The 26,851-nt window shown below is 70.9% G+C and carries 28 protein-coding genes; 12 read left to right on the forward strand and 16 right to left on the reverse strand.

Annotated elements, in window-relative coordinates; genetic code table 11:
* Position 1 precedes the first annotated feature (1 nt).
* Genes ACZ7SW_RS19350 through ACZ7SW_RS19360 form a run of 3 tightly spaced genes read right to left on the reverse strand, consistent with a single transcriptional unit; the run spans position 2 to position 3,269 of the window.
* Positions 2-835 carry an ABC transporter permease gene (locus ACZ7SW_RS19350; RefSeq protein WP_470231783.1) on the reverse strand — a complete coding sequence of 278 codons (834 nt, stop codon included), beginning with the start codon at positions 833-835 and terminating at the stop codon, positions 2-4.
* Positions 832-1,770, reverse strand: coding sequence for an ABC transporter permease (locus ACZ7SW_RS19355; protein WP_470231784.1), 939 nt, complete (start codon positions 1,768-1,770; stop codon positions 832-834). The genes ACZ7SW_RS19350 and ACZ7SW_RS19355 overlap by 4 nt, the downstream gene beginning before the upstream one ends.
* On the reverse strand, positions 1,767-3,269 hold the full coding sequence (locus tag ACZ7SW_RS19360) for an ABC transporter substrate-binding protein (RefSeq protein ID WP_470231785.1): 1,503 nt from the start codon (positions 3,267-3,269) through the stop codon (positions 1,767-1,769). Before ACZ7SW_RS19360 ends, ACZ7SW_RS19355 begins: the two co-directional genes overlap by 4 nt.
* A 170-nt stretch (positions 3,270-3,439) precedes the next feature.
* Between ACZ7SW_RS19360 and ACZ7SW_RS19365 the strand changes: the two genes are divergently transcribed.
* A complete protein-coding gene (locus ACZ7SW_RS19365; protein WP_470231786.1) occupies positions 3,440-3,907 on the forward strand; it encodes a cupin domain-containing protein in 468 nt (155 codons plus the stop codon).
* 37 nt (positions 3,908-3,944) lie between these two features.
* Here ACZ7SW_RS19365 and ACZ7SW_RS19370 read toward each other — a convergent pair whose 3' ends face one another.
* Positions 3,945-4,994, reverse strand: coding sequence for a LacI family DNA-binding transcriptional regulator (locus ACZ7SW_RS19370; RefSeq protein ID WP_470231787.1), 1,050 nt, complete (start codon positions 4,992-4,994; stop codon positions 3,945-3,947).
* 82 nt (positions 4,995-5,076) lie between these two features.
* Complete coding sequence (locus tag ACZ7SW_RS19375) at positions 5,077-6,039, reverse strand: Acg family FMN-binding oxidoreductase (RefSeq protein ID WP_470231788.1); 963 nt, start codon at positions 6,037-6,039, stop codon at positions 5,077-5,079.
* A gap of 246 nt (positions 6,040-6,285) precedes the next feature.
* Between ACZ7SW_RS19375 and ACZ7SW_RS19380 the strand changes: the two genes are divergently transcribed.
* Entirely contained in the window at positions 6,286-6,546 is a 261-nt protein-coding gene (locus ACZ7SW_RS19380) for an ANTAR domain-containing protein (RefSeq protein WP_470231789.1), read from the forward strand.
* 6 nt (positions 6,547-6,552) lie between these two features.
* Here ACZ7SW_RS19380 and ACZ7SW_RS19385 read toward each other — a convergent pair whose 3' ends face one another.
* Positions 6,553-7,326 carry a GAF domain-containing protein gene (locus tag ACZ7SW_RS19385; protein ID WP_470231790.1) on the reverse strand — a complete coding sequence of 258 codons (774 nt, stop codon included), beginning with the start codon at positions 7,324-7,326 and terminating at the stop codon, positions 6,553-6,555.
* Entirely contained in the window at positions 7,323-8,039 is a 717-nt protein-coding gene (locus ACZ7SW_RS19390) for a GAF and ANTAR domain-containing protein (RefSeq protein WP_470231791.1), read from the reverse strand. The genes ACZ7SW_RS19385 and ACZ7SW_RS19390 overlap by 4 nt, the downstream gene beginning before the upstream one ends.
* A gap of 443 nt (positions 8,040-8,482) precedes the next feature.
* On the opposite strand from ACZ7SW_RS19390, the gene ACZ7SW_RS19395 reads away from it, so the two are divergent.
* Together ACZ7SW_RS19395 and ACZ7SW_RS19400 are read left to right on the forward strand one after the other, a co-directional pair.
* Positions 8,483-8,812 carry a hypothetical protein gene (locus tag ACZ7SW_RS19395; protein WP_470231792.1) on the forward strand — a complete coding sequence of 110 codons (330 nt, stop codon included), beginning with the start codon at positions 8,483-8,485 and terminating at the stop codon, positions 8,810-8,812.
* Positions 8,813-8,887: 75 nt separating this feature from the next.
* On the forward strand, positions 8,888-9,712 hold the full coding sequence (locus ACZ7SW_RS19400; RefSeq protein WP_470231996.1) for a DUF72 domain-containing protein: 825 nt from the start codon (positions 8,888-8,890) through the stop codon (positions 9,710-9,712).
* Positions 9,713-9,849: 137 nt separating this feature from the next.
* Here ACZ7SW_RS19400 and ACZ7SW_RS19405 read toward each other — a convergent pair whose 3' ends face one another.
* Positions 9,850-10,608, reverse strand: coding sequence for a helix-turn-helix domain-containing protein (locus tag ACZ7SW_RS19405; protein ID WP_470231793.1), 759 nt, complete (start codon positions 10,606-10,608; stop codon positions 9,850-9,852).
* Positions 10,609-10,682: 74 nt separating this feature from the next.
* Between ACZ7SW_RS19405 and ACZ7SW_RS19410 the strand changes: the two genes are divergently transcribed.
* Together ACZ7SW_RS19410 and ACZ7SW_RS19415 are read left to right on the forward strand one after the other, a co-directional pair.
* Positions 10,683-11,624, forward strand: coding sequence for an amidohydrolase family protein (locus tag ACZ7SW_RS19410; protein ID WP_470231794.1), 942 nt, complete (start codon positions 10,683-10,685; stop codon positions 11,622-11,624).
* Between the two features lie 759 nt (positions 11,625-12,383).
* A complete protein-coding gene (locus ACZ7SW_RS19415; protein WP_470231795.1) occupies positions 12,384-14,450 on the forward strand; it encodes a hypothetical protein in 2,067 nt (688 codons plus the stop codon).
* On the opposite strand, the gene ACZ7SW_RS19420 is transcribed toward ACZ7SW_RS19415, so the two are convergent.
* The 3 genes from ACZ7SW_RS19420 to ACZ7SW_RS19430 form a co-directional block, all read right to left on the reverse strand.
* Positions 14,441-15,406: a M28 family metallopeptidase gene (locus tag ACZ7SW_RS19420; protein WP_470231796.1), complete on the reverse strand. Its 966-nt coding sequence runs from the start codon at positions 15,404-15,406 to the stop codon at positions 14,441-14,443. The two genes, ACZ7SW_RS19415 and ACZ7SW_RS19420, sit on opposite strands and share 10 nt — an antisense overlap.
* Before the next feature lie 117 nt (positions 15,407-15,523).
* Positions 15,524-17,137, reverse strand: a complete 1,614-nt coding sequence (locus tag ACZ7SW_RS19425) for a M4 family metallopeptidase (protein ID WP_470231797.1) — start codon at positions 17,135-17,137, stop codon at positions 15,524-15,526.
* A 402-nt stretch (positions 17,138-17,539) separates the two neighbouring features.
* On the reverse strand, positions 17,540-18,541 hold the full coding sequence (locus ACZ7SW_RS19430; RefSeq protein ID WP_470231798.1) for a GlxA family transcriptional regulator: 1,002 nt from the start codon (positions 18,539-18,541) through the stop codon (positions 17,540-17,542).
* Between the two features lie 136 nt (positions 18,542-18,677).
* Between ACZ7SW_RS19430 and ACZ7SW_RS19435 the strand changes: the two genes are divergently transcribed.
* Entirely contained in the window at positions 18,678-19,628 is a 951-nt protein-coding gene (locus ACZ7SW_RS19435; protein WP_470231997.1) for an NADP-dependent oxidoreductase, read from the forward strand.
* Positions 19,629-19,949: 321 nt separating this feature from the next.
* Positions 19,950-20,141, forward strand: a complete 192-nt coding sequence (locus ACZ7SW_RS19440) for a hypothetical protein (protein ID WP_470231799.1) — start codon at positions 19,950-19,952, stop codon at positions 20,139-20,141.
* A gap of 219 nt (positions 20,142-20,360) precedes the next feature.
* Here ACZ7SW_RS19440 and ACZ7SW_RS19445 read toward each other — a convergent pair whose 3' ends face one another.
* The 3 genes from ACZ7SW_RS19445 to ACZ7SW_RS19455 all read right to left on the reverse strand — a co-directional run bounded on the left by ACZ7SW_RS19445 (position 20,361) and on the right by ACZ7SW_RS19455 (position 22,060).
* The gene (locus tag ACZ7SW_RS19445; protein ID WP_470231800.1) at positions 20,361-21,005 is read right to left on the reverse strand and encodes a carbonic anhydrase; all 645 of its coding nucleotides are present in this window, start codon (positions 21,003-21,005) and stop codon (positions 20,361-20,363) included.
* A gap of 83 nt (positions 21,006-21,088) precedes the next feature.
* Positions 21,089-21,253: a hypothetical protein gene (locus ACZ7SW_RS19450; RefSeq protein WP_470231801.1), complete on the reverse strand. Its 165-nt coding sequence runs from the start codon at positions 21,251-21,253 to the stop codon at positions 21,089-21,091.
* A 318-nt stretch (positions 21,254-21,571) separates the two neighbouring features.
* Positions 21,572-22,060, reverse strand: coding sequence for a hypothetical protein (locus ACZ7SW_RS19455; protein WP_470231802.1), 489 nt, complete (start codon positions 22,058-22,060; stop codon positions 21,572-21,574).
* Positions 22,061-22,129: 69 nt separating this feature from the next.
* On the opposite strand from ACZ7SW_RS19455, the gene ACZ7SW_RS19460 reads away from it, so the two are divergent.
* The 3 genes from ACZ7SW_RS19460 to ACZ7SW_RS19470 all read left to right on the forward strand — a co-directional run bounded on the left by ACZ7SW_RS19460 (position 22,130) and on the right by ACZ7SW_RS19470 (position 24,196).
* Entirely contained in the window at positions 22,130-22,777 is a 648-nt protein-coding gene (locus ACZ7SW_RS19460) for a hypothetical protein (RefSeq protein WP_470231803.1), read from the forward strand.
* 199 nt (positions 22,778-22,976) lie between these two features.
* Positions 22,977-23,456 carry a hypothetical protein gene (locus ACZ7SW_RS19465; protein WP_470231804.1) on the forward strand — a complete coding sequence of 160 codons (480 nt, stop codon included), beginning with the start codon at positions 22,977-22,979 and terminating at the stop codon, positions 23,454-23,456.
* 236 nt (positions 23,457-23,692) lie between these two features.
* Positions 23,693-24,196: a hypothetical protein gene (locus tag ACZ7SW_RS19470; RefSeq protein ID WP_470231805.1), complete on the forward strand. Its 504-nt coding sequence runs from the start codon at positions 23,693-23,695 to the stop codon at positions 24,194-24,196.
* Positions 24,197-24,199: 3 nt separating this feature from the next.
* Here the strand turns inward: ACZ7SW_RS19470 and ACZ7SW_RS19475 are convergent, their stop codons facing one another.
* Positions 24,200-24,610 (reverse strand): nuclear transport factor 2 family protein, encoded by a 411-nt coding sequence (locus tag ACZ7SW_RS19475; RefSeq protein WP_470231806.1) that lies wholly within the window; start codon positions 24,608-24,610, stop codon positions 24,200-24,202.
* 38 nt (positions 24,611-24,648) lie between these two features.
* On the opposite strand from ACZ7SW_RS19475, the gene ACZ7SW_RS19480 reads away from it, so the two are divergent.
* Complete coding sequence (locus ACZ7SW_RS19480; protein ID WP_470231807.1) at positions 24,649-25,539, forward strand: helix-turn-helix domain-containing protein; 891 nt, start codon at positions 24,649-24,651, stop codon at positions 25,537-25,539.
* Positions 25,540-25,550: 11 nt separating this feature from the next.
* Here the strand turns inward: ACZ7SW_RS19480 and ACZ7SW_RS19485 are convergent, their stop codons facing one another.
* Positions 25,551-26,750 carry an epoxide hydrolase family protein gene (locus ACZ7SW_RS19485; protein WP_470231808.1) on the reverse strand — a complete coding sequence of 400 codons (1,200 nt, stop codon included), beginning with the start codon at positions 26,748-26,750 and terminating at the stop codon, positions 25,551-25,553.
* Positions 26,751-26,851 lie beyond the last annotated feature (101 nt).

Raw genomic sequence — 26,851 nt, forward strand, 5'->3', positions numbered from 1 at the left:
GTCAGCTCTTTCCTTCCGTGCGGCTGACTGTCCTGGCGACGGACTCGGCCACGAGGTTGCCGCCGAGCGTCATCATGAGGATCAGCGCGATCGGCGCCAGCACCGGCAGCGGCGCGACTGCCAGGCCGTCCTGGTTCTCGCTGACCATGAGCCCCCAGTCCGGGGCGGGCGGCGTGATGCCGAAGCCGAGATAGTTCAGCGAAGCGATCGCCGTGACCGCCCACACCAGCCGCATCCCGGTCTCCACCATCAGCGGCGACGTCACGCCGGGCAGCACTTCGCCGACGACGATCTGTCGCCCGGGCAGGCCGTTCGCCTTGGCCCACAACACATATTCGCTGTCGAGCACCGGCAGTGCCGCGCCGCGCAGCACCCGCGAGACACCGGGGGCGAACGCGACCCCGACGAGCGACGCGGTGAGCAGCGGGTGGCGGCCGAACGCGGCCACGAACACCAGTACGAAGATGGTCTCCGGGAAACTCAGCACGACGTCCATCGCTCGCATGAGGACGGTGTCGGCGAGACCGTCGCGGTAGGCCGCGGTCAGGCCGATGAGCGCCCCGAGGACCACGCCGATGGCGGTGGCGAGGAGCGTCATCCAGGTGAGGGTGCCGCCTCCGGACAGCAGGCGGCTGAGCACGTCCCGGCCGAGAAGGTCGGTGCCCAGCGGGAATTCCGCGCTCGGTCCCTCCAGCGGAGGCGCGACGATGGCGGTCGGCGGCCACGGCGCGAGCAGCGGGCCGAAGACGACGATGAAGGCTGTCGCGGCGAGCAAACCGAGCCCGAGCCGCGCACGGCCGGTCCGGGCCGCGCGGCGCACCACCGAAACTCTCATCGGGTGCGCCCCGCCGCGGCGAGGACGTCCGCGAGGAGATTGCACAGGTAGTACGCGGCCGCGAGGATGAGCACGCACGCCTGCAGGACCGGCAGATCGTGTGCGTTCACGGCGCTGACCAGCGCTGTGCCGAGCCCGGGATACGAGTACACGTATTCGACCACCACGACGCCGGTGATCGTGACCGCCGCGACCAGGCCGGCGGCGGGCAGGCTCGCCGCGATGGCGTTGGGCAGCGCGTGCCGGAACAGGACGCGCCGGCGGCTGAGTCCTTTGAGGACTGCCATCTGCACGTATTCGCTGTCCAGCGCGTCGATGACCGAAGCGCGGACCAGGCGTCCCAAGTACATCACCCCCATGAACGTCAGCGTGGCGACCGGCAGCACGAGTTCCGCCGGATGCCACCACGGCAGGTCTCCGGGCGGGATGTCGGAGACTCCCGGCAGCACCCCGAGCGTCGAGGTGGCGAACAGCGCGATCAGCAGCATCCCCACGACGAACGGCGGCAAGGCCATGCTCAGCGACGTGACCGCGACGAACGCTTTGTCCGCGAAACTGTCGCGGCGCGCGGCGCTCAGCACCCCGGCGACCACTGAGAGCGGCAGGATCAGCGCCATCGAGACGAAGCCGAGGGCGAACGAGTTCAGGATCCGCGGCCCGAGGATTTCCGAGACGGGCTCCTTGTTCTGAAGCGACACTCTCGGGTGGCCGGTGAGCAGCCCGCCGAGCCAGCGCCCGTACTGCGTCAAGAGCGGCTGGTCGAGCCCGAGCTGATGACGCAGGTTCGCCACCTGCTCGACGGTGGCGTCCTTGCCGAGCACGATCCGCGCCACGTCGCCCGGCAAGGCTTGGGTCACCAGGAAAACCAGCACCGAGACCAGAAACAGCACGAGCACGCCGAGTGCGAGCCGGCGCGCGAGCCAGCGCGCGGTCATCCGACGGTCACGTCCGTCAGGAACGACAGCGGACGGCCGTTCACGTCCGGCACCAGCCCCCGCACCTCCGCGCGGTGCGGCAGGAGCACGTCGGAGAACGCGGGGATGAGGTACGGGCCGTTCGTGTACTCGATTTCGTGCATCCGGTTCATGAGCGGGCATTGCTGCTGCTCGGGCGCGCTGAACAGTTCGCCGGCCAGTCCGGTGAAAGCGGCGTCGTTCCAGTGCGCGGCGTTGCCGACGCGGTCCGGCAGCAGCCCGCCGAGCACGGACGGCAGGTAGGGGACCGGGTTGTAGTCGACGAAAGCCGGCCACTGGCCCCATTTCGCCAGCAGTTCCGGCGTCGGGACCACGTTGACGGTCACCTTGACGCCCGCCAGCGCGGCGTTCTGCGCGAACACCTGCGCCAGCTCCGACATGCCGGGCAGCAGGCCGTCCGTGGTGACCGCGAAGGACAGGTCGCTTTGCCCGGCCTCGGCCAGCAGCCGTTTCGCGGCGGCGATGTCCGGGGCGCGCTGCGGGAGGTCGGGCGGGGCGCATTGCGGCACGGTCGTCTCGTAGTCGTTCGCGATCCGGGCGTAGCCGCTGAAGACGTTGGACACGATCTGCTGCCGGTCGACGAGCAGCCGCAGAGCCTGGCGCACCCGGACGTCGCGGAACGGCGCGACCGCCGTGTCGAGCCCGATCTGCAGGCTGAAGGTCCCCTTGCTGTCGAGCAGCTGGATGCCGCCGCGGCCGACGAGCGACTTCGCGATCGTCGGCGTCGTGTTCGACGCGATGTCGACCCGACCGGACAGCAGCGCGTTGGCCTGCGCCTGCTGGCTCTGGTATTCGATCAGCGCGACTGCGGCGAGTTTCGGTTTCCGGCCCCAGTAGCCGTCGAACCGCTCCACTGTGGACTGCCGGCCGGGCGCGAACGACTTCACCGCGAACGGCCCGGTGCCGATCGGTTTCGCCGGCGCCGAACCGGTTTTGGTCATCGGCAGCAGCACGCTCGTCCAGATGTCCTTGAACGGACTGAACGGCTGGGTCAGCCCGACCCGCACGGTGAGCTGGTCCACCGCCCGGACAGTGCCCGGGTCGATCATCTGGATCAGCGCAAGGCCCTGCGCGGCGTGCGCCGGATCGCGCAGGTACTTGATGCTCGACACGACGTCGGCGGAGGTGAAGCCGTTGCTGTCAGTGAACTTGACGCCGGGGCGCAGGGTGATCGTCCACTGTGTCCGGTCGGCGTTCGGCGTCATGCCGGTCGCCAGCCGCCATTCGGTCCTGCCCTCCGGGTCCAGCGCGGTGAGCCCCTCGAAGACCAGGGAACTGCGCAGCTCCTGGATCGGGCCCTGGTTGCTGGCGTAGGGGTTGAGGACCTCGCCCGCGTCGGCGGAGACGGAGACGCGAAGCGTGCCGGCTCCGCCTCCGGCCGCGTCGTCCGGACGGCCGCAGCGGGCGAGCAGCGCGGCGGCGAGCAGGAGGGCGGGCAGGCATCGGGGTCTGCGCGACACTGGGGACCTCCAGAGCGGGCCGGAAATCTAATCCGTTAGATACACCGAGCGTCGCCACAGGGTACGGCCAGTACGGGCGCGAGGGAAGAGTCTACAAGTGGAGAAGCTAATCGTTTAGAGTGTGCTGCGGCCGGCTCGGCCCGTCCGGGAGCAGAGGAGGAAGCAGCCGCATGACCAGTCCGTACGAGCACCTGTTCGTGAGGAAAATGCCGAACTGTCTCGACGACCTCGTCAACGAGGGCGCCGCGGCGGGCGTCGTCGAACCGCCCAACGTCGGCGAATCGCTCGCCCTGATGCGCTCGAAGGAGGTGCCGGAGAGCAAGATCCACCTCACCTACACGTGGATCAGCGAATGCGACACTCCGGTGCAGTGGGTGAAGGAGCACCAGCACGACTACGACGAGGTCCTGATCTGGCACGGGAACAACCCGGCGGACCCGGACGACCTCGGCGCGGAGATCTACCTCGACGTGGAGGGCGTCCGGCATGCGATCACCACGAGCGGCTCGGTTTACCTGCCCGCGGGCACCCGGCATTGCCCGCTCGGCTTCACTCGCGTGGACCGGCCGTTCCGGTTCAGCGCGCTGTCGCTGAACCCGCAGTACGCCTCGGACGAGCACAACACTCTCGCGCGGTAGCGAACCGCCCCGTCGCGGGTTCTCCGCGGCGGGGCGGCTATCCGTTCGCGGCCGCTCCGACGTGCGCGGCCTGCTCGGCGGCACCGGGTTCGCAGCCGCAGGTCACCCCGATGCTGAGCGTTCCGTCCAGGACGACCGGCGAATCGCCTTGGCCGTCCAGGGCGTCGAACGCGCGCACCGCGAATTCCTCCAGCGGAACGCGGACCGTGGTGAGCGGAACGTTGCCGAGCCGGGCTTCCCCGGTTCCGTCGAAGCCGACGACCGCGAGGTCGTCGGGCACGCGCAAACCCAGGCTGTGCGCGATGCGGATGGTCACCAGCGCCTGCTCGTCGGTGGTCGCGTAGACGGCACGGATCCGGCGGCCGCTCGTCAGCAGGTCGCGCACCGCCCGGCCCGCCTCGACCTTGTCGAAGGACGTCCGGACGAGCCTGCCCTCGGCGGGCAGGCCGGCGTCCGCCATCGCCCGGAGCCAGCCGCCCTCGCGGCCTTCGGCGGGCCCCACCGCGATTTCGCCTGCCACGCAAAAGATGTCTTCGTACCCGTGCCCGAGCAGGTGCTCGGTGACGAGCCGCGCGCCGTCGAAGTCGTTGAACACCACGCTGGGCGAGTTGTCCTCCGGTGCGGCCCATTGCAGGAAGACACACGGAGTTTCGGCCGCCAGCCGCGGTTTTTCGCCGGTAGTCACGAAAATCCCGCGCGGGCGCAGTTCGGAGAAGGCCTCGCCGTATTCGTCGGCGAGCCCCGGCCGGTAATCGGTGTTGCCGAGCAGCGTCAGCAGTCCCCGGCGGCGGCCCTCCGCTTCGAGACAGCGCGACATCTCGCCGTAGAAGGCGTTCGCGGTGTCCGGCACCAGCAGCCCGACCAAATTGGACCGGCCGCCGCTCAACGCCCCGGCGAGCGGATTGCGCCGGTACCCGAGCATCCGGATGGCGTCCTCGACCTTGCGCCGCGTCTTTTCGGCCACCGGGCGGGGCCCGTCGTTGAGGACGTAGCTGACGACCGCCGTGGAAGTCCCGGCCAGCCGCGCGACATCGGAAAGGACCGGCCGGCGCCCGGCCTGGCGTAATTCTCCGCTTTCCGTTGCCACGCTGCCACTCTAAAGCACCGGGGTGCGGGCCGGCTCCACTCGGCACAGTGGGAAGTGGACGTGCGGGGGCGGGAGCGGCCGGTCAGCAACCGTGTTTCGCCGGTGCCCGGAGCGGTTCGAGCACGTCGTCGACGCTCGCCTGCGACCTCGTCATCTGGAGCCGCTTCACGCCGACCGGCGGCCGTCCCACCCACAACACCGCTTGCGGCGCTTGGCCGAGCGTGACGCGTTCCGCGAGAGTCTCGCGCAGCCGGCACGCGGTCCGGCTCAGCCGTCCGGACGACAACCCGTATCCGGTCGCGGTCAGCAGCACCGAGCTCAGCGCCTCTCCCGCGCGCAACCAGGCGAGGGGATCGTCGCCGGGCGTGCTGAGCACCAACAGCGACGCGCCGTCGTTTCGAGGTTCCGCTTCGCCTCGCGGGAGCGGCAGCCGGTTTCCCGCGGTCGCAGTACGGACGAGAACACCCCCGGCGGCGACAAGGGGCGCGCTTCGCGCGTACACCTCTTCGCGACGCATCTGGGCGGGAACCCTCGCGCCTTCGCCGATCGCGGTCATGAGGTATCTGCGGACCGCGAGGTCTTCCACTGGATGCAATACCGCGCCTTCGCGGGCGGCTGCCTGCGAAAGCCGGTCGAGGCAGTCGGACGGCACCGGCCGCCCGCCGCACGGGCGCAAGTCCTCCCGGCGCCGGGCGATCGACGTCGCCAGCGCGGCGTCCCCGGGCGCCGGTTCGCCCGGCTGCGGCGTCACCACGGACAGATGACCCGGTTCGCCGGGGGACGGCAACCGGTCCACCGCGCAGGCCCAGCCGAGACCGGCGAAGGCGATCCGGAGATGGTGCAGTGCGGCGCCGCTGCTGAGCGTCTGCCATCGCCCGGCGGGGTCGTCCACAGTTCGCCATCGGTTCGGGTCCGCGTACAGGTGAAGGGAGCGATAGCCGACGCGCCATTGCCAGGGCGGCGCTTCGGGGGTGCCTGGGGCGAGAAGTGCCGCGCCCACGGCCGCCTCGACGGCGGCGGGGCCGGGAACCCGCGAATTCGGCATGGTTGCTTCCCGCTGGAGTCGGGGGAGTGCGTCCGGTCGGTGCCAGGCTCTATGGTGCGCCCCCGCGCGGTCCCGCGATAGGGGCCGAGGTCCATCAATTCGGGGCGATCTGGCGGCCTCGTCCAGCAAAGCTCGCGGTCCTCGCATTCGGGACGCCTGCCGCTGCCCGCGATTCGATTCGCCCGCCGTCGCGGCGCCGAGGGGAGGCACTGGCGTGCGCCGGAACGGGAGAGGACGGTAGGGAGCATGCCCCCTCCGCGCCCGGACGACGCCGCGAACAACGCGGCGGCCCGCTTGATGCGCGCGTCGGTGGCGGGACGGGCGACGATCGACGAGGCGGTGGGCATTCTCCAGCGCACGCACGGGTGCGGCGCCGAGGAGGCGTTGCGCGTCCTGACCGGCGGCGCGGGCGCGCACGGGGCGGGGGCGGAAGCCGCGCGCCTGGCGGCGGTCGCCGACGCCGCCGCCGAGAGCCGGGCCGATCCGGACTACGGGGACTGGGCCTGACCGGCGTCAGGCGGCGAGGTCGGCAGGGTCGAGGGTGCGGTCGATCAGCGCGCGGGTGATGTCGCGCAGCGGCAGGCCGTGCCGGGCCGCGTACTCGTCCACCAGGGCGCGGGCCGTTGCCGGGTCGGTGCCGAGCGTTCCGGCGACCACGCCGACGGCCTGGCTGTGCTGGACCCGGTCGTTCAGCGAGGCGAGGGTGGCCTCGAACAGCCGGTCCGCGCGCCGCGGGCCGGTTTCCTGGGCCAGGGAAAGCACCGCGAGGTCCGCCACCACCCGCGCCAGCGCCGACTGCCACGGCTGCAGTTCGGTGGGCGCGGCGAACAGCAGGGTGAACCCGCCGACCGCTTCGCCGTCCAGCCGCAGCGGAACCGCGACCACGGCCTGGTACCCGGCCCCGAGCGCCGCCGTCGCGAAGCCCGGCCAGCGGTCCAGTTCGAGGGTCAAGTCGGGGGCGGCGACCACGGCCGCTGTCGCGATGCAGTCGACGTACGGTCCTTCGCGCAGGTCGGTTTGCAGCAGTTCGACGAACGGCGCGGTCTCGTCCGAGGCCGCCACGACGGCGGGCTCGCCGCGCGGGTCCTTCAGCAGCACTCCGGCGCCGCGCGCGCCGAGCAGCCCGGTGCCGACCTCGGTGATCAGGCGCAGCACCGCTGCGTTGTCCGGGGTGCCGACCAGGCGGGAAGTGATCGCGGCCAGCGCGGCGGGGACGTCCGTGGAAAGAAGACCGACCTGCCCGTCGCTCGTTCGGCGCCCGGCGTTTTCGTCGGTGGGATGGGTCATTCGGACGACTCCTCAAGGGTGATGCGGCGCTCCAGCACGTCCTTGGCCACGTCCAGGAGCGGCCGGTTCGTGCTGTAGGCGTGGGCGCGCAGGCGGGCGAACGCGTCGTCGAGGCTGATGCGCAGCTGGGCCGCGAGCATGCCGGTGGCGATGTGGACGTCCTGGTAGGAGATCACCGTGCGCGGGGCGAATTCGAGGCCGGCGTGCTCGGCCTCGCGGGACTGCCGCAGCAGCGCCGCCGTCGCCAGGTCGGCGGCGAGCACGGCGGCTCTCGTTTCCGCGCTGGCCAGTCCTCCGGGACGATGCCGGACGAGTTCGAGGGTGCCGAGCCGGATGCCGCCGAACTGCAGCGGGAAGGCGAACGCCGCGCCGAGGCCCTCCGCGAGCGCGGTCTGGGCGAACCCGGGCCAGCGCGCCTGGTCGACGGTCAGGTCCGGGACCAGCACCGGGCATCCGGTTTCGAAGGCCTCCACCCCCGGTCCTTCGCCGGCGGTGTACTCCAGTTCGGCGAGCCGGGCCGCCCACGGGTCGCTGGCTCCCAGCACCTCCTCCGACCTCGGGCCCGCCCGCAGCGAGAGAATCGCCGCGTCGACCTGGTCTATCGTCTCCACGCAGGCGAGGCACACCCCCTGTGCCCAGCTGTCGCGGCTGTCCGCAGCGTCCGGGGCGGCGGCGATCGCCTTCCACAGCGGCTGCCGGTGTTGGCCCTCCACCGTCGTGCCCTCTTCTCGCCGCCGGACATCCCAGACCCTCCACCCTACGAGACGACCCGCCCGCGGGCAGCGGGGAGTTCGCCCGCCCGGTTCGGGGGACGGCGGGGACACGCGGTCGAAACTAGCCCAGGCGAGAAGCACGGCTTCGTCCGCGCCGGTGAAGATTTCCGTTCAGCGGTGCCTGGCGCGCCGACGCTGACGGGCCGGTTACCCGCTCCGCATCGGCGGAAACCCGCCGGGCTTTCCCCCGTGTGCCGTCGCGCACACCGCGCCCCTTCCGAAATCCCCGGCTGTGCAGTACCAGCCGCGGATGCCCGAAGGTCCTGGTCACCGTGCTGTCCAGGCCAATTTGACACCTCATGCGAACACATGTTCGACTCCCGTCTCGGGTCGCCGGGAACCGCGGGCGGCCCGGACCGGGGAAGCGAGCAGGTGAGCCTGAGGTGAACGAGTGGCCGTCGACCGTGCGGAGAGTGGATCCGCCGATTCCCGTGTGGGTGGGCGTGCGGAAGCTGCTCGTGCTCGGCACCGAGCTGCTCGCGCCGCGCGACCGGGCCGGGCTGCGGATCGAGACCGAGCATCCCGGGCTGCTGTTCGAATGGGCGCGCCGCGAGGACGGCGGGCTGCTCGGCTGGGTCACCTACCAGCTCGTCACCGCCGACGACCAGTGGTCGCGCCCGGTCAGCCACTACGTGCCCGCACACCTGCTCCGCCGCCGGGGACCCGCCCGGCGCCAGCAGTACGGCGACTACCGGCCCCGGACCCGCGGGTGACCGCGCCCGGGTAGTAATTTCCCTGGCGAGCGAGGGGAGCGGACGACAGTGGCACGTCTTCATGTCGGCTGCGCGATGTGGACGCACAAGGCGTGGCCGGGGCGGTTCCTGCCGCAGTCGCTGCCTGCCAAGGAGCGCCTGCGGGCCTACGCAGGCTGGTGCAACGCGGTCGAAGGCAACACCACCTTCTACGCGATTCCCGCCCGGACCACCGTCGAGACGTGGGCGGAGCAGACCGGCCCGGATTTCCGGTTCGTCGTCAAGGTGCCCAAGACCGTCACGCACGAGCGGCGTTTCGCCGGGGTCGAGACCGAGATGCGGGCGTTCCTGGACGCGCTCGAACCCCTCGGCGAGCGGGCGGTTCTGTGGACCCAGGTGCCCGGCTCGTTCGGCCCCTCGGACGTCGATGCGCTCGGCCGCTTCCTGCGCCGCCTTCCGGCCCATCTCCGGCGCGCCGTGGAGGTGCGGCACCCGGAGTTCTTCACCGACGCCAGCGCGACGTCGCTGCTGGAGGGAACGCTCGCCACCGCGAACGCCGAGTGGGTGCCCTTCGACACCACCGTTTTCTTCCAGAGCCCGCCGACCAGCGAGGCGGAGCAGGACGCCTGGGCCAAGAAGCCGCGGCTGCCGCGCCGGACGCGGGCGCTGACCGACCGGCCGGTCGTCCGCTACCTGGGCCGGGACTCGGTGGAGGAGACCGTCGAGGGATGGCGGCCGTGGACCGAGGTGGTCGCCGGCTGGCTGCGCGAGGGCCGCTCGCCGACGGTTTTCCTGCACACGCCCGACAACGACGAAGCACCGGCGCTCGCCCGCCGGTTCCATGACGACGTGCGGGCGCTGGTGCCCGGCCTGGACGCCTTGCCGGAGCCGGAGCCGGTGGAGCCCGCGACGTTGTTCTGAGGATAGGCGGCACGAGGGTTCGCTGGGTCGGCCGGATCCCGTTGTCCCGCAAGGACTTCCGGGAGAAATTCGGCGAAATTGAGACCGCGGCCGATGCCCGTCCGGGGGTGTGTCGCGGCGGTCTCGCCGACGGTTTTCTACTCGGCCGGGACGAACGCGATCAGCCGCTGATGGGGATCGTCGACCACCTGCAGCACCACCTGGTCCAGCGTCTCCTCGGCGCCTCCCGGCAGCCGGACCCGCACCCGGAGGCTGGTGTGCGGGCGCACGACGTCGTTGCGTTCCCACAGGGTCGCGAAGCCGGGGTCGGTGCGGAGCAGTTCGTCGATCCAGTCCCCGGTCGGCGGGCCCGCCGGGGTGCTCGCGCGCACGATGCCGATCACGGTGCGCCGCATCGCTTCCAGGTCCGCGAACCGGCTCTGGAGCACCGGATCGGCGAACAGCATCTGGACGTACCGGCGGCGTTCCGGCGGCACCGCGCCGAAATCGGTCAGCAGCCGGGCGGCGGCGGCGTTCCACGCCAGGATCGACGTCGCCGGTCCGACGAGGATCGCGGGCACCTCGCCCATCCGGTCGACGAGGCGGCGCAGCGGATCGCTCGGTTCGGGACTCGCCGGAGGGACCTCGGGGGCAGCGACGAGATCCAGCGCGTACCTCGTCTGGTCGGCGTCGAGCCCGAGGGCCTCGGCGACGCGGCGGATCACGTCGGTGCTCGGCACGACCCGGCCCTGTTCGATCCTCGTGTAGTACTCGGCGCTGACGAAGGCCAGCGCCGCGACCTCGGCGCGCCGGAGACCGGGCACCTGCCGGCGTCCCGGATCAGCGGGCGGCGGGGCCTCGTCGCGGCGAGCGTGCAGGAACGCCCCGAGTTGGGTGAGCCGCGGATCGCGCGCCATCAGCGAGGACTCCGGGGGAGGGGGATCGGATTCTTCCCCTCCCGGGCCCGGCGCGGCCGCGGCACGGTGGAGGCATGATCGACCGCGAACGCATCGACGTCCACACCCACCTGGTCCCTCCGTTCTGGGGCGAGGCCCTCGCGCGGCACGGCGGCGACCCGTCGGGCTGGGCGCTGCCGCCGTGGACGCCTGACGACCACCTGAAATTCATGGACGCCAACAGCATCGCCACGAGCGTACTGTCGCTCACCGCCCCGAGCGTGGCGGGCTGGACCGGCGCGGCGCGGCGCGAGATGGCCCGCCGGGTCAACGAATACACCGCCGAGCTGGTGCGGGAACGCCCGGGCCGGTTCGGATTGTTCGCCACCGTCCCGTTGCCCGACGTCGAAGGCGCGGTGGCGGAGGTCGACCACGCGTTCAGTGCGCTTCGGGCCGACGGGGTGGTGCTGCTGTCCAATTACGACGGGGTCTACCTGGGCGACGACCGTTACGCGCCGCTGTGGGAGGCGCTCGAGCGGCACCGCGCGGTGGTGTTCGTCCACCCCGCGCATCCGCTCGTCCCGCTGCTTCCCGGGATTCCGGGGCCGCTGGTGGACTACCCCTTCGACACCACCCGCAACGCGGTGCACATGGTGTTCCACGGGATCACCGAACGGTACCCGAACGTGCGGATCATCCTTTCGCACGCGGGCGGTTTCGTGCCCTTCGCGGCGTTGCGGTTCTGCCAGATCCAGGCCGCGCTGGAGCCCGCCGGGCCTTCGGCCGACGACTTCCTGGCGCGGTTCCGCAGTTTTTACTGGGACACGGCGTTGTCGTCGGGGGAGTATGCCTTCGGTGCGCTGGCCCGGTTCGCCGACCCTGCGCGGATTCTCTACGGGAGCGACTTTCCTTACGCCCCAACGGAGGTGGGCACTCGCTTCACGGATATCCTGGACACCGAGAGCGGGTTGACCGTTGAACAGAGCTGTGCGATCGATTCCGGAAACGCCTGCGTGCTGTTCCCTCGGCTGGGCTGAAATCCGGAAGGCTATCCCGCGTTGACGAGATCGACTGCGGTCGGCCCGTCCGGCAAGTCCGCGAGCGGCAATCCGGCATCTACCGCGACGGTCCGGTCCCGGTATTTCCCGACGGCGGCAACAGCGTGGTGCGCGGAGTGACGATTTCGCCCGCGACAGTCCTGTGCATGCGGTGCGGGCGGCCGAGAATCGCCGCGGCGCCAACGAGATCGCCCGCGGTGACCAGCGTGCGGACCAGTGTCGAGGAACAGTCGGGAAGGGAAACTGTTCCGGTACTGCTCGAAACCGCGACGGCGATCAGAACGGACCCCGGGTGCGACCCGAGGCCCATGCCGGTGAAGCAGGACGGCTTTTACTGATTTCGCGCGTCGAGCGGTGGGTTATCCGGCAGGCCGGGGCGCATTCATGGCTGGGAAGGACGTGGCCGCGCTGTCGCAGGAGGTGCAGCACTCGCTGACCGACATCGACCTGGTGCGGGAAGTCCTGGAAGTCGGGGCGCTGCAATTGGCGCGGCGTCTCCGCCGAGGGACAGGCAACGGTGGGCCTTGGTGCAGGCGGGGGTCGGAGTCGCTGATCCGGTCGGGCGGGGATGTTGGCGCGGCGATTGAGGTCTGCCAGTGTCCGCCCGAGGCGTACCGGGATTCCTTTGCCGGTTGCTCGGCCGAGAGACTAATACGCCAGTAGCGCGGTGAGCCGCGAGAGCACGCCAGCGCGACATCGCCGCCGAAATTGTCGGACCCCGTCGCTAACGTTCCCGGCATGACGCTTCTGGGGTTCTGCGAGGACCACGAGTACCGGCCCGACTACGGCACCATCGTGTTTCGAGACGTGTACCGCGACAAGACTTTGCCCGCGCTGGGCAACGAACTGCTCGGCGAAAACGCGACGGAGACGTTGTCCGGCACAGTCGCGACAGCCGGCGACGGTTGGCTGCACGCCACGGCCGACCACTTCTATCAGGCAATTCGCTGCGAGGCACACGACGGGCCACCGGAACCGCGCTTCCGGGACTGGGAAGACATCGTCGAGTCGCCCTTTCACAGCCGTTCGGGGATCGCGGGCCTGGGATGGCTGACGGGCGGGACGCTCAGCGCGGAACTGAATCTGGGCGCGAACGGGCTTTTCCGCATCCGGGTGTGCCGGAAAACGGCGGAATCCGGAGAGGAGGGCGATGTCTGGCTGTTCCAGTTCTGGCCGGCGGAGGTCCCGGAACCGCCGCGATGGCTCAAGCGCACACGTCCGGCGATTCGCCGGGAGGACTTGGGCTGGCAGCAGGTGTTCGGGTACGACGTCATCGAAGTGTCGTGGTACTTCACGCTCGCCGGCATGCTGCGCCCGGACGGCTGGCTGGACGAACCGTTGCCCGGCGAGCCGCAGCCGTCGGACAGGGTGTGCGCTCAGCTGGGCGTCGACCCGCCGCGCACGCGTCGGGACGCGATTCCGTTGCTGGTCGCCGCGGGGCTGCTCGTGGAGGACGGCAACGGCGGATACGACGCGGGCACGGCGCGGCGGGCCACGGAGGTGCTCGACCTTCCGGATGAACTGGCGAACCGGATCGACGCCGCCGCGGTCCGTGCCGTCTACGCCTGGCTCGCGGCCGACCTCGTCAGCGTCGCGGCCTGGTCGAATCCGGCGCAGGTAAGGGATTTGGCCGCGTCGCTGGCCGTCCCGGAGGAAACGATCGAGCCATTGCTCGACTATGCGGTCAGCGACAAGCTGATCCACCGGGCGAACGGTACGGTCGCGGCGCTTCCTCGCCGGCCGCGGCCGACCCGGCCGGTACGCCGGCGGGTCAAGATCGTGCGCGAGGACGAATCCGCGACCGTGGCCGGTTCGCCGCCGAAAGCGGGGTTCGTCTCCGGCGACGGCGCGGTTGTCGTGTGGCGTTCAGGGGAACCGGTGGTCCTCGGCCGGGTTGAGAGCGACTACCGCTACCGAGCGTTCGAGACCGTGGGAGGTGTTTACGTCGCCGCCTCCGAAGGCCAAGGACAGCTGATCGACTGGGCCGGTGCTGCCAGCCAGGTGCCGGTGGACTTGGGTGTCCTGCCGGTCCGGAGCGCCGACGGACGCTACTTGGCGGGCGTGCGAACGCAGGTCGGCAGGCGGACGTGGGACCAGGTGCATGTGTTCGACGTGGCCACCGGAGAAGTGTGGAGCCTGCCGAAATCGCCCGGGCTGACCCGAAGCGTCCTGGGCATCCACGACGGTTCGGTTTATTTCACCACCAGGTCGGGATACCAGACGTTCACCGCTTCCCGCTGGACGCCAGGCCAGGAACCGGTGGACCTTGCCTCGCCGACGCATCAGCTCGACCCGCTTTCCGGCGCTCAAGTGCGCGAAGAAGCCGGTGCGGCAACCGCGTTCACCGAGTCGGGGGAGCGGCGGGAATTGCCGGAACCCCATCGCTGGCGCTTCGTGCCGGGCGGCGCGCTGATGTATGCGTTCCGGTACGAACCGCCCGTTGTGGAGGTGCTCGACCTGGCCGCCGGGACGACTGCCGAATATCCGCTCCCCGAGGGCTGCGACCCCAGCGGTGCCCCGTCGACGGCACCGGTGTGGGAAACGCCCGGCACACTGGTCTTTTCCCAGCCGCACCACGGGTCGACCCGCCGCGTCGTCCGGTGGGACTTGCCGCGAAACGCGTTCGAGCACTTCGACCTGCCCGAGATCGCGGGATACCGCCCGTTCCTGGTCGAACCGATCCTCGTCCGGGCGGAAACCGCGGCCGCGGAAGGAGATCCCGGGCGGCCGGGCGCTCCGGGCCGCCGTCCTCGTGGCGGCGCCCCGGAGCGGTTGCCCGGTCCTGACGCTCAGGTTCAGCGATGAGCCGCCGCGACAGGCGTGGCCACAGCCAGCTTCCACACCGCGTACCCGATGGCGTCGGAGTTCTTCTCCAGCGGCGTGTCCGGGATGTTCGCCGTCGTGTCGCAGGCGCGGTGGTAGCAGTTGTCGAACGGTGCGCCCGCGGTGCCGCCCCACTTGTCGGCCTGTTCGTCGCTCTTGATGTCGCCGGCGCCCGTCGCGAGGCCGCCGACCGGGATGCCCGCGCGCTTGAACGACGCGTGGTCGGACCGGCCGTCGCCTTCGGTGTCTCCCTCGGTCTCGATGCCGACGGAGGCGAAGTACTCGTCGAAGACGGCCTTGACCGAAGCGACGTCGTCGTAGACGAAGTAGCCCCAGTTCTTCGAGCCGATCATGTCGAAGTTGAGGTAGGTCTTGATCTTCGCGCGCTCAGTGCCCGACAGCGTGCTCACGTAGTACCGCGAGCCGACCATGCCGGACTCCTCGTCGGCCCACCACGCGAACCGGACGCGTTTGGCCATCGCCGGGTTGGTGCGGGCCAGCGTCAGCGCGACCTCGAGGATCGACGCGCTGCCGGAACCGTTGTCGTTGATGCCGGGGCCCGCGCTCACCGAGTCGAGGTGCGCGCCGAGCATGAGGACCTGGTTCGCGTCGCCCTGCGGCCACTCCGCGATCAGGTTCTGCGACCGGCCGGTGCAGCTCGTGCACGTCTGCCGTTTCGTGGTGTAGCCCGCGTTCTTGAGCAGGTTCTCCACATAGGACACCGACGCCGCGTAACCGCCGCCGCGCGGCGAACGCGTTCCGCCGTTGTTGCGGGCGATGGTCTGCAGCTGGTTGAGATGCGTCTTGATGTTGGCCAGCGAGATGTCCGGCGCGGCGAGCGCCGAAGCGGGCGCGGCGGTGGCCGCGGGCACGCTGACGACGCCCAGTACTGCCACCAGGGCGGTGACCCCGGCGCCGAGTCTTGTCTTCCACTTCATGGCGGTGCGTTCCTTCGGTTGGGGGAGCGGGGTTTTCGGGGACTTGGCCGGCCCGGCCGCCAGGATGCGCGGCCGGGTCCCGCTGATCGGCGGGGAGCGGGACCCGGCCGCGTCAGGTCAGCGGACGGGGCGCGCCGTGCAGGTCGGCTCGCCGGAGACGGCGGGCACGGAGACGGCGTTCCAGGCGGCCTTGGTGGTGTTGAACTCGGTGCAGCTGCCCGGGAAGAGCGCGATCGCGGCCTCCAGCGTCGCCTTGCGGGCGGCCCGGTGGTTCCACGACGAGGTCTTCTTCAGCAGGCCGTTGTAGAAGATCTTGGCGGCCTTCTGGATGCCGACCCCGGTGACGCTGCTGTTGTTGCACGTGGGGCTGGCCGGCTTGCCGCCGCCCGGGTTCGAGCCCTCGGCGAGCAGGTAGAACCAGTGGTTCTGCGGGCCGGCCGCGGCGTGCACCTCGGTGCTCGGGATCGACGACGAGTAGCAGTTCGGGTCGCCGACCTTCGACGGGTTGTACATGTAGCGGATCGGGCCCTGGCCGACGAGGTTGACGCCCTCGCCGACCTCGTAGTCCGGCCGGTCCTTCGCGTTGTTCGCGTACGCTTCGGTCATCGCGCCGAAGATGTCGCCGGTCGACTCGTTCAAGCCGCCGTTCTCGTTGCCGGAACCCGCTCCGCCCGGGGTGGTCTGGAAGATGCCGTGGCCGAATTCGTGGCCGACGACGTCCATCGAGGTGGCCTGGCGCCGGTTGTCCTGCGAGTGCCCGAAGTGCGTCGAAGAGCCGTCCCAGTAGGCGTTGACGTCGTTCAGGCCGACGGACGCCGGGTAGCCCCGGCCGCTGCCGTTGATGCCGTTGCGGCCCAGCCAGTCCTTCAGCATCTTCCACTCGGTCTGGACGCTGAAGAGCGTGTCGACGCAGCCGGTTTCGAGGTTCGTGCCCGAGCCGTTGCCCCAGCTGTTGTCCGGTCCACTGTAGACAGACCCGCCCTCGCGGCCGCAGCTGAGGCCCGGGCGGCCGGGGTCGCGCATGGAGTAGGTGGAGCCGGACTGCGTCGTGTCGAGGGAGACCGTGCCGACGTAGTAGCTGTTGCCGGTGCCCGCGGCGTTCACCGAGTTGGACGGGGTCTGGGACTTGGCCCCGGAGCCGAAGGTCTTGATGTCGTCCCGCTTGTCGAGCACCGCGCCGGTGGCGGCGTCGACGAACACGTGCAGCTTGCTCGGCGCCGTGGCGGTGCGCCCGGCGACGACTACCTCGTAGGCCAGCTTCGGATTCGTCCCGGCCAGCACCACCTTCTCCGGAGTGCTCACACTGTCCACAGTGGGCAGTTGGGCGCGCGCGGTGGAAGCGGCCTTCGCGGCGTCGAGAACGGCTTGCGTCCCGACCGCGATGGGCGCGGTTTCCGCCGCGCTGGTGCCGCGAACGTTCCCGGCCCCGTCCGCGACGACGACCGCGTCCCCGCCCACGACCCGCAGGCCCTGGTAGGTGCGCTCGTAGGCGCCGTAGAAGAGTCCAGCGTCGCCCGCGGTCAGGCCGACGCGCCGGAACGCCTCGGCGGGGCCGCGGCTGAGCGCGGCGATCCCGGAGGCGACCGCCTGGTCGGCGGCCCGAGCGGCGGCCGCGTCCGGGGACGCGGGCTGCGCTTGCGTGGCCGCGCCGGCCGGAACCGTCGGAAGTACGAGCGTCATAGCGAGCCCGGCGGCAGCCGCCAGGCCCGTTGTGAATCCGCGATGGGGCATCGAGGTCTTCCTTCCATGAAGGCAGGACGATGGGTGCGGGGAGAGGGAACGCGTCCGGTCGCTTACGGTGGGTATGCGGCCGAACACAGTCGAGTAAAGGATCAGCGCATCGGGGCGTCAATGCTCCAAACAGACCAACGGAATGTTCCGGATTCGCCGGTCAATTGGTATATGCCTTGCCGGTGCTGGGATTTTCGGCGTGTTCGGCATCGGGCCGACTTTCGTAGGGAATGTCCCGGGTGCCGTACGAATGTCGGAAAAGTTCGCCCGGGAATGGCTGGGCGGCGAGTACGGCACCGCCCGCCGCGGCAGGTCGCTCGGCCAGATCTGCGACGACCCCTCGGCGATCTTCGGCTAGAGGCTCCAGTTTCCCGGAAGCCGCTGCTCTCCGGGGCCTCGGCGTCAGCGCTGGCGGGCCGGATTTCCCTGTGCTGTCAACGGCTCCGGCGCGTGGTGCGCCCGGCGGTAAGCCAGCGGCGACATGCCCAGGCTGGTGTAGAAGTGCTTGCGCAGGGCGACCGGATCGCCGAAACCGCAGGCGGCCGCGATCCGCGCGACGGGCAGGTCGGTGGACTCCAGCAGGAGCCGGGCGTGCGCGAGCCGTTGCCGCGCCAGCCATTTCAGCGGGCTGCTGCCCACCTCGCCGCGGAACCGCCGGGTGAAGGTGCGCGCGCTCATGTGCGCGTGCCGGGCCAGGTCGTCCAGGGTGATCGGTTCGGCGAGCCGGTCCAGCGCCCACTGCCGGGTCGCCGAAGTGGAGCGGTCGGTGTCCTGCGGAACCGGGTGCTCGATGAACTGCGCCTGCCCGCCCTCCCGCCACGGCGCGACCACGCAGCGTCGCGCGGCGGCCGAAGCCACCGCGGCCCCGTGGTCCCGGCGGACCAGGTGCAGGCAGAGATCGATGCCGGCCGCTCCGCCCGCGGAAGTCAGGATGCGTCCGTTGTCGACGAACAACACGTCCGGATCGACCTCGACGGCAGGGAACAGCCGCGCCAGCGCGTCGCACAATGCCCAGTGCGTGGTGGCCCGCCTGCCGTCGAGCAGTCCGGCCGCCGCGAGCAGGAACGCCGACGTGCACAGGCTGACGATGCGGGTCCGCGGCCCGATCCGGCTCAGTGCCGCGGCGACTTCTTCGGGGAGCCGGCCGGTCTTGAGCAGGTGCTCGGCGGGCTCCTGCGTGGCGAGGACGACGGTGTCCGCGGTCTCCAGCGCCGACTCGTCCTGCTCGACGACGAGCCGGTAGTCCTCGTGCGTGCGCACCGGCCGGCCGCCGAGAGAGCAGGTCGTGACGGAGTACAGCCGGGTCCCGTCCGGTTCGCAGGCCTCGTTGAACACCCGCGCCGGAATGCCCAGATCGAGCGGAAGGACTCCGTCGAGGGCGAGGACGACCACGCGATGCGGCATGGCTGGAATAGTACGATAGATGACTTCCCGGCCACTCGCTCCTCTTCGCGAGCGCGCGCCACTCTGGTTTCGCGCCGCAGTCCTGGCGCGAGACCAGAGGGAGACGGGAATGAGCGAGAACACCATGAGCGAGCAGATGCGGGCAGTCACGATCCGGGAGTTCGGCGGGCCGGAGGTGCTGGCCGTCGAGCAGGTCGGGCGGCCGGGGCCGTTGCCGACCGAGGTGCTGGTGCGCGTGCACGCCGCCGGGATCAACCCGGTGGACTGGAAGACCCGCGAGGGCCGGGGAATGGCCGGGATGCAGACGTTCCCGCTGATCCTGGGCTGGGACGTCTCCGGCGTCGTCGAGGAGGTCGGCTTCGGCGTCACCACGCTCGCCCCGGGCGACGAGGTGTACGGCATGCCTTGGTTCCCGCGCGCCGCGGGCGGTTATGCCGAGTACGTCACGGCGCCGGCCCTCCAGTGGGCCCGCAAGCCGGCCACGATCGACCATGCGCACGCCGCCGCAGTGCCGCTGGCGGCACTGACCGCCTGGCAGTCACTGGTCGACACCGCTCAGGTGCAGACTGGCCAGCGCGTCCTGATCACGGCCGCCGCCGGCGGGGTGGGCCACTTCGCGGTCCAGTTCGCGCGGCACCTCGGCGCCGACGTGATCGCCACCGCCAGCGCCGCCCGGCACCCGTGGCTCAAGGAACTCGGTGCCGAGGAGACCATCGACTACACCGCCATGCGCTTCGAGGAAGCCGTCGCGGACGTGGACGTCGTCATCGATCTGGTCGGCGATGCGCAGGATCGGACCAGCACCCGTTCTCTCCAGGTCCTGCGTCCCGGCGGCCTGCTGGTCGCCGTCCCGGCCGGGGTCTCACCGGAATTGGCTCAAGCGGCCAAGGCAGCGGGCGTGCGCGTCACGCCGTTCTTGGTCGAGCCGGACGGTGCCGCGCTGGCCACGATCGCGGGCCTGATCGACGCGGGCGAGGTCGTCGTCGAGGTGGAGGAAACCTTCCCGCTCGAGCGAGCCGCCGCGGCCCACGCCCGCGGCGCGGAGGGCCGCACTCGCGGCAAGCTCGTCCTCACCGCGGCGGAGTGATCCGGCTGGGTATTACGAAATCCGCCATTGCCAGGCCCGGCCCCGGACGCCGTGCGGAGTGGGTGCGCTACCTGGAAGACGTGGTCCTCCTGTTCCAGGCATCGCTGGGCATGGACGTGATCGCGTCCTTTGTGGACACTGAGTACGGGACGGCTGCGTCTGGAGGCGCCGCTTCGAGGACGAGGCCCGGAGCGAGGCGATCTACCGGCATGCCCGCTGGAAGAACGAGATCGACCGGGCTGTCCGGGAGTTGCTGATCCCGGAGAAAGGCGTCGTCACCCGCGTGGCCCCGACTCCCGCGTCGCCGCTGCGATGAATCGCTTGTCGGACAAGGAAGTCCGCCGGAAAACGGCACCCGCGGCGTTGGTCACCCAGGCCGCGTCCGCCGAAGATTTCGCCGATGGCCGCGGGCGTCGGGTGGAACACGTCGGCTCCGGCCGCTTCTTCGGAGAATTCGCCCGGTATCGCGTCGGCGTCGAGGAATTCGACCTCCGGGGGAAGCTCGTCCCGTGATCGCGGCCCGGAATCCGGCGCTCGACAGAAGCCCGGCTGAGTGCCCGGCCGCGACCGCCGCCTGCATGAGCGGAACCAACGGCCTGTTGCACGCACGGACGCGGCCCGAAAGACCGCCGCGTCTCGGTCTGTCCACAGTAGACCCGCGAGGCGGCCTCACGATCGCGAAGCCGCCTCGCGGGACCTCGCCCTGGAGCGTGTCCCGCGAGGCGGTCTCGCTTAAGCCCGGGAGTTGGCGGCGGGCACGTCGATGCCGTGCGCGGCCACGACCTCGGCGCTGCCGTCGGCCAGGCGGTAGCGCAGGCCGACGACGGCGGCCCGGCCTTCCGCGACCCGGTCGGCGAGCACGCGGGAGCGGTCCAGCAACAGGTCGACGGTGTGCTTGACGTGCTCGGCGAGGATCTCGTGCGGTTCGACCCGCCCCGCCGCCCGCGCGGCGAGCACGCTGGGGGTCACCTTCTCGACGACGTCGCGGACGTAGCCGACCGGCGCGAGCCCGTCCTCCAGCGCCGCGCGGGCCGCGCCGACGGCGCCGCACGAGTCGTGGCCCAGTACGACGACGAGCGGGCAGTTCAGCAGGTCGACGCCGTACTCGATGCTGCCGAGGACCTCCGAGCCGATCACCTGGCCCGCGGTGCGCACGACGAACAGGTCGCCCAGGCCGCGGTCGAAGATGATCTCCGCGGCGAGGCGGGAATCGGAACACCCGAACAGGACCGCGAACGGGGCCTGGTTCGGTGCGATCGCGGCGCGCCGGGCGGCGTCCTGGTTCGGGTGTTCCGGGGCGCTGGTGACGAAGCGCTGGTTGCCGGCCATGAGCAGGTCGAACGCTTCCTGCGGGGTCGGCGGTGTCGTGTCGGCCATGGCTTCAGCCTAAGCCGACAACGGCGGCCGGAGGTGTTGCGATCGTCTCGCTCCCGGCAGGTTTCGGCACGGGTCCGAGGGGGTCAGCGTCCGCGCCCCAGCGCCTCCCGCTTCACGAAACCGACCACGGCGGTCGCCACGAACAGGACCGCGCCCACCACGATCAGCCAGAACAGGCCCTTGATCACCACCCCGAGCACGATGCACACCAGCCAGATCACCAAAAGCAGACCGAGCAGCGCGAGCATGGGGTCCTCCTGACCGTCGGCGGGAAACTGCGGCTCACCGGAAGGGATACCCAGACCGGGCCGGACCATGCGAGCCCGGACGGTCTAACAAGAACCGGAGCTCGCCGAGACGGTGAAGACCGGCTTGGTCGCGGACGCCGGGCAGACCCACAGTATCGGAGGACCGCCGGTCCGGTTTCCGGCCGCGTCGAACGAGATGTGCCCTCCGGCGCCCACAGTGGACAGCACGCTGTCGACCTGTTCGCGAGTCACGGTTTGCCGGGGCGCTGAGGGGCTGCGCGGCCGGAGCGGGCTTCCGCAGTGGCAAAACCCGCCCGGTCAGCCGCCAGCGGCCGGGTCCGACCAGCTTCCCGCCTCCAACTGCGCCAGCAACTCCGCAGCCATCTCCCTGGCGCCACTGCTGTCCGAACAGTCGTCGGCGATGGTGCGCAACATTCCGGCGGCGTCGCGGATCTGGTGCTCGACCGCCTCCGTCAGGGCGACCGGCCGCCCCGCATCGTCGCGATAGCTGGCGTACCCGGGCTCCGGGGCGAAACAGCCCCACCAGTCCAGGAGCGTGTTCAACGCCGCGGTGCGCGGCTTGCCCGGAAGGTCCCGGATGGCCCGGAGCAGGAGGCTCACTGCCGGGACCGCGGCCGGGTAGAGCGTCCCGGCGTGGTCGTTGCCCACTGCGGCGGCCAACCGGCGGACAGCCGAAGCAGCGTCGTCAGCCGACGCCGGTGCGGCCAAAGCTCCTGCCGCGCCGACCGCTTCCGCCGGCCGGTACCACTTGGGCCCTGGAAGCGCGTGCCAAGCCGGAGCGTCCATCGCGCGACCGTACTCCCGAAAATCGCGGCTGGAGCTGGGCACTGCCCCTTGATCCGATATCTTGCCGCGGTGGATGTCGAGGTGGTGGAGGCCGCGCTGGTCGAGGCGCCGACCAGTGCGGTCACGGGCATGGACCGGCGGGCGTTCGGCGAGTTCGCCGGGCCCCGGGGAGAGCTGGCCTCGTACGCGCTCGGCTGGACCACCGGGTCGGACCCGCACGTCGCTCGCCTTTCGGTCGGGATCGGGGCGGGCAATCCGGGCGGCGGAACCTTCCACGCGGTCATTTTCGACGCCGGGGACGGGCACGCGTTCTCGTTGATCGACGACCCGTTCGAGCGCGTGCCGGAGGGCGGGCCGGACCTGACCGCGGAGAAGGCGCGCGCCCACGGGGACCTGCCGTTCGTCTGGGCGGTCGCCGATCTGGTCATGGAGCGCGACCGGCGGGCCTGGTGGCTGCGGCATTGGCTGCTGCGAACGACCTGCGTCCAGAGCGCCGAGGTGTTCGAGCGCCGCGAGCCGATTCTCCGGGTCCGGCACGGCGGCGACGGCGTCTGGCATCTCGCCGGCGCCTCGGACGCCGATCGCGGCACTGCCAAGATTGGGCACCTGCACCACGCCATCGACGAAGACCAAAGCCTGCTCGACGTCCTCGGCCTGCCGCCCGGCGGAAGCGCGGCCCGGACGGGCGTCGGAAGCCCGTGGCACAGCCGCGGTTAGCGGTGCGGCCTGCTGGAGTGCCCGGCAACTGCCCGGTGCTAGCGCTCCACTACCCGGTGAACACGGCTGGCGTGATCGGGTTTTCCGGCGAATAGTTCATCAGCGGACAGGCACCGGTCCGGGCGGTGAAGGCCTTGAGTCCCTGGAGGAAGTGACGTCCGGCGGTGGGCGTGCTTGCCCGCCGCGGGGTGGGATCGGGATGCTGGACGCACCGGCGGCGCAGGGGAGGAGCTGGGCGATGGACGACGCGGAGCTGACGCATCGCGAATGCGTCCGGCTGCTCCGGTCACCCGAACGCGGCCGCCGCGGCATCGTCGCGATCGACGGCCGGAAGCCGGTCCCGCGCGTCTGCCTCCTTCTCGACGCGGGCGACGTGCTGATCCCGACCGGCCCGGACAGCGGGCTCGTGCGCGTGGCGGCGATGCGCCCGGTCTCGCTGGAATTCACCGATCTGGACAAGGACGGGCGGCCGCGGTGGACGGTCCGCGGGATTGGTCTCGCGCGGCCGATGACCGGGCTCGACGTCCCGCGCCCGGTGCCGCACAGCACCGTCCTCGCGGCGATGCCGGACGCGTTCCGCAATGGAGTCCGGGTCGTGGTGGCCCGTTATCGCGGCAACCGGCTCGCGGGCGGGATCCCGGCCCCGCGTTCCGAGCCGGATTCGCTGGGCGAGGGCTGAAGAAACCTACCCGGCCGGGCGTGCTCCGGCCGAGATCCCGGCACCTCGTCGGCAGGACCGCCGCTGTTGGTAACCATTTGGCGACACCGCCGCCGGAGACGGCCTCCAGTACTGGTCCAGACCGGCTAAAATAGATTTGTCTGAAATCAGTTGTTCATGCGTTTTGTTCACTGCCCGCGATCGGCTGGCAACTGCTGGCGTGAACCGGGCGGATGGGCAGGCCGCCGGAAGGAACCATGAATACCACCGTCAAGGCCCTGACGATCAGCGCGATCTCCGTAGTCGCCGCTGGCGCCCTGTCGCTGGGCTGGGGCTTCATCGCGCTGATCAGCGCGCCGCCCCACAGCGGCGCCAACATCGGCGCCGCCGGCGGGTTCGTCGTGGGTCTGTTCGCCACCGGGTCGGGCCTGCTGGTCGGCGTGGCGGCGGCCGTGGCCTGGCAGCTGGACCGGAAGAAAAACCCGCGCCCCGCAGCGCCTCCGCAGAACTGGGAAAAGCGTCTCCGGCGCTTGACCGCGTCGGCGGTCGTCCTCGTTGCGGTCGGGGCGATCGTGCTGAGCTGGGGGACCCTCGTCTACGTTCACGGATCGGCGGGCAGTGGCAGCAAAGCCGCTCTTCCCCTTTTCGTGATCGGCCTCGGTATCGCTGGCGCTGGCTTTCTCGCAGCGATACCGCAAGCGTGGGTCTGGTTGTCCTGGCGGAGGACCGCTTACCATCTCCGTCTTTCGCGGCGCGCATAACGGTCAGGCAGGCCGCACAGTCCGCATGGTGCGCTCGACCTCCCAGAAGGCGCGCATGGCGATGATCTTCCCCGCGTCGTCCACCTGGTAGACGAAAACCCCTTCAGCCTCGGCCACCTGGCCGTCGTGCTGGCTGCGGACGTGGCCGGTGAAGGCGACTTCGTTCCCGCAGGCGAAGGAATCGTCGAAGAGGAACTCGATCTCGTTGGGTGCGATGGCCTGGTCCCAGAACGCCGAGATGGCGTCGCGGCCCCGGTGCCCGGCGCCTTCCGGGTCGAGATGCGAAGGGCCGACCGGGTCTTCGACCAGGGCGTCCGCGGCGAACATAGCCAGCCAAGCCGCTTTGTCCCGCCTGCGGACGGCGTCATGCAGGGCTTGGGCGGCGGTGCGCGCGGGATGGGGCGCGGCGGTCATGGAACCTCCTGTTGTCGAGCGTCGATAGCCTGTGAACCATGGTGTTCGACTCCACGCGCCTGGATCTCCAGCCGTATGCCGGGTTCGAAATGGACCGGTACGTCCGGCGGACGTATTGCAGCTGGGAGGACGCCGGCTGGGAGTCGTTGCTCGTGCAGCGGTTCGAGCACGTCCCGGTGGCCGAGGACCTCGAACTCCCGGCCGCGGCGGACCTGCACCTGGTGCTGCCGGTCGGGGGACGGGCGGTGATGGAGACACGCAGAGGCGGCCCGTGGGGGCGCACGCCGTGGACGCCGGGACGGATCGAGCTGATGCCGCCGGACCAGCCCGCTCTCCGCCGCTATCGGGCGGACGGGGTGCTCAGCAGCGTGCAGGTCCACCTTCCGCGGGCCACCGTCGACGCGACGGCGGCGCAGCTCGGCGGCTCCGCGGTGGACTTCGCCGCGATGGCCGCGTCGCTGGCGACGGGGGATCCGCTGGTCGAGGAGATCATCCGAGCCGTCGGCGGCGCGAGCGAAGCCGACGATCTGTACGCCGAGTCCGCGGCGGCGTTCCTGACGATGCAGTTGCTCACCCGCCACACCCGGCTGTCCGCCGGGGCGCCGCCCAAGCGGGAGAACCCGCGGGTCCGGGCGGTGGTCGCGGCGATGCGCGAGCGGCTCGCCGAGCCGCTCACCCTCGCCGACCTCGCCGGCGAGGCGCACCTGAGCGTCTACCACCTGGTGCGGGTCTTCAAGGAGGCGACCGGGGCGACGCCGTACCGGTATCTGACCCGGTTGCGGATCGACGAGGCGAAACGGCTGTTGCGCGACACCGACCTGACGATCTCCCAGATCGCCGGGCGCTGCGGATTCGCCGGCCCGGCGGTGCTGTCGACGGCCTTCCTGCGGCACACCGGGATGCGGCCCTCGGCGTACCGCGATTCTTGACCGGGCCGGCATCAGGGCGCGGTCCGCGGCTTGCGCGTGTGCCGGAACGCTTCCCTGATCTCGGACACCAGCAGATCCGGCTGCTCCAGGCCGGGGAAGTGGCCGCCGCGGTCGAGTTCGTGCCAGGAACGCAGATCGAGGTACCGGCGCTCCGCCCAATGCCGGACGGCCGGCCAGGGATCGGCCGGGAAGATCGAGCACGCGGTGGGAACGGTCACCGGTCGCGCGTTCTCCTCTTCCGCGCTGCGGGGCACCCAGCGCATCGCCTCCCAGTACCACCGGGAGGACGAAGCACCGGTGCCGGTCAGCCAGTACAGGGCGATGGTGTCGACCTGCTGCGAAATGCTTACGCCGCCGCCGGTTTCGGGCCGGTTGTCGGAGTAGGCGGCGAATTTCTCGCCGAGCCACGCGGCCAGCCCGGCGGGGGAGTCGAGCAATGAATAGCCGAGGGTCTGCGGGCGTGTGCTCATTTGCATCCCGAAGCCGTAGCCGTCGGTCAGGTGCTGGGTGCGCCGGTCGAGGACGCGTTGTTCGGCGGGGCTGGGCGCGAGCAGGTCGTCGGGCGTCGGCGAGGCCACCGGCATCGTGAGGTGCAGGCCCGCGACGCGCTCGGGAACGATCCGCGCGAGTTCGGTGCTCACGAACGCGCCCCAGTCCCCGCCGTGCGCGCCGAACCGCGGATAGCCGAGCACGGTCATCAGCTGCGCCCACGCCCGTGCGGTGCGCCCGGGATGCCAGCCCTGTTCCCGGGGCCGGTCGCTGAACCCGAACCCCGGCAGCGACGGGATCACCAGGTGGAAGGCGTCGCGCGCGGAACCGCCGTGCGCGACCGGATCGCTCAGCGGTCCGACGGCGTTCTCGAACTCGAGGATCGAACCGGGCCAGCCGTGGGTCAGCAGCAGCGGCAGCGCGTCCGGTTCGGGGGAGCGCACGTGCCAGAACGCGATGCCCAGGCCGTCGATCACCGCCCGGTGGTGCGGGATGGCGTTCCACTGCTCCTGCCGCGCGGGCCAGTCGTGTTCCCGCCAGGCCGTCAGCAGGGTCGCCAGCCGCGCCAGCCGGATTCCCTGGGACGCGTCCGGCACGGTCTCGTGCTCGGGGAGCCGGACCCGGTCCAGCCGGGCCCGCAGATCGGCGAGATCCTCTTCGGCGACGCGAAGGGGGAAGCGCTCGGGGCGGGGCAGCGGGTCGTCCGCGGAAGTATCGGCCACGGAACGAACCGTAGGGGCGCGCGGGTCCCGCTTCCATGCTTGAGATTGCGGTGTGCGAGTCGATAATTGCGGCTCCTCGCTCGGCGTTGGCGGGGCGCCGG

Source organism: Amycolatopsis sp. NPDC114484 (genome assembly GCF_055633755.1).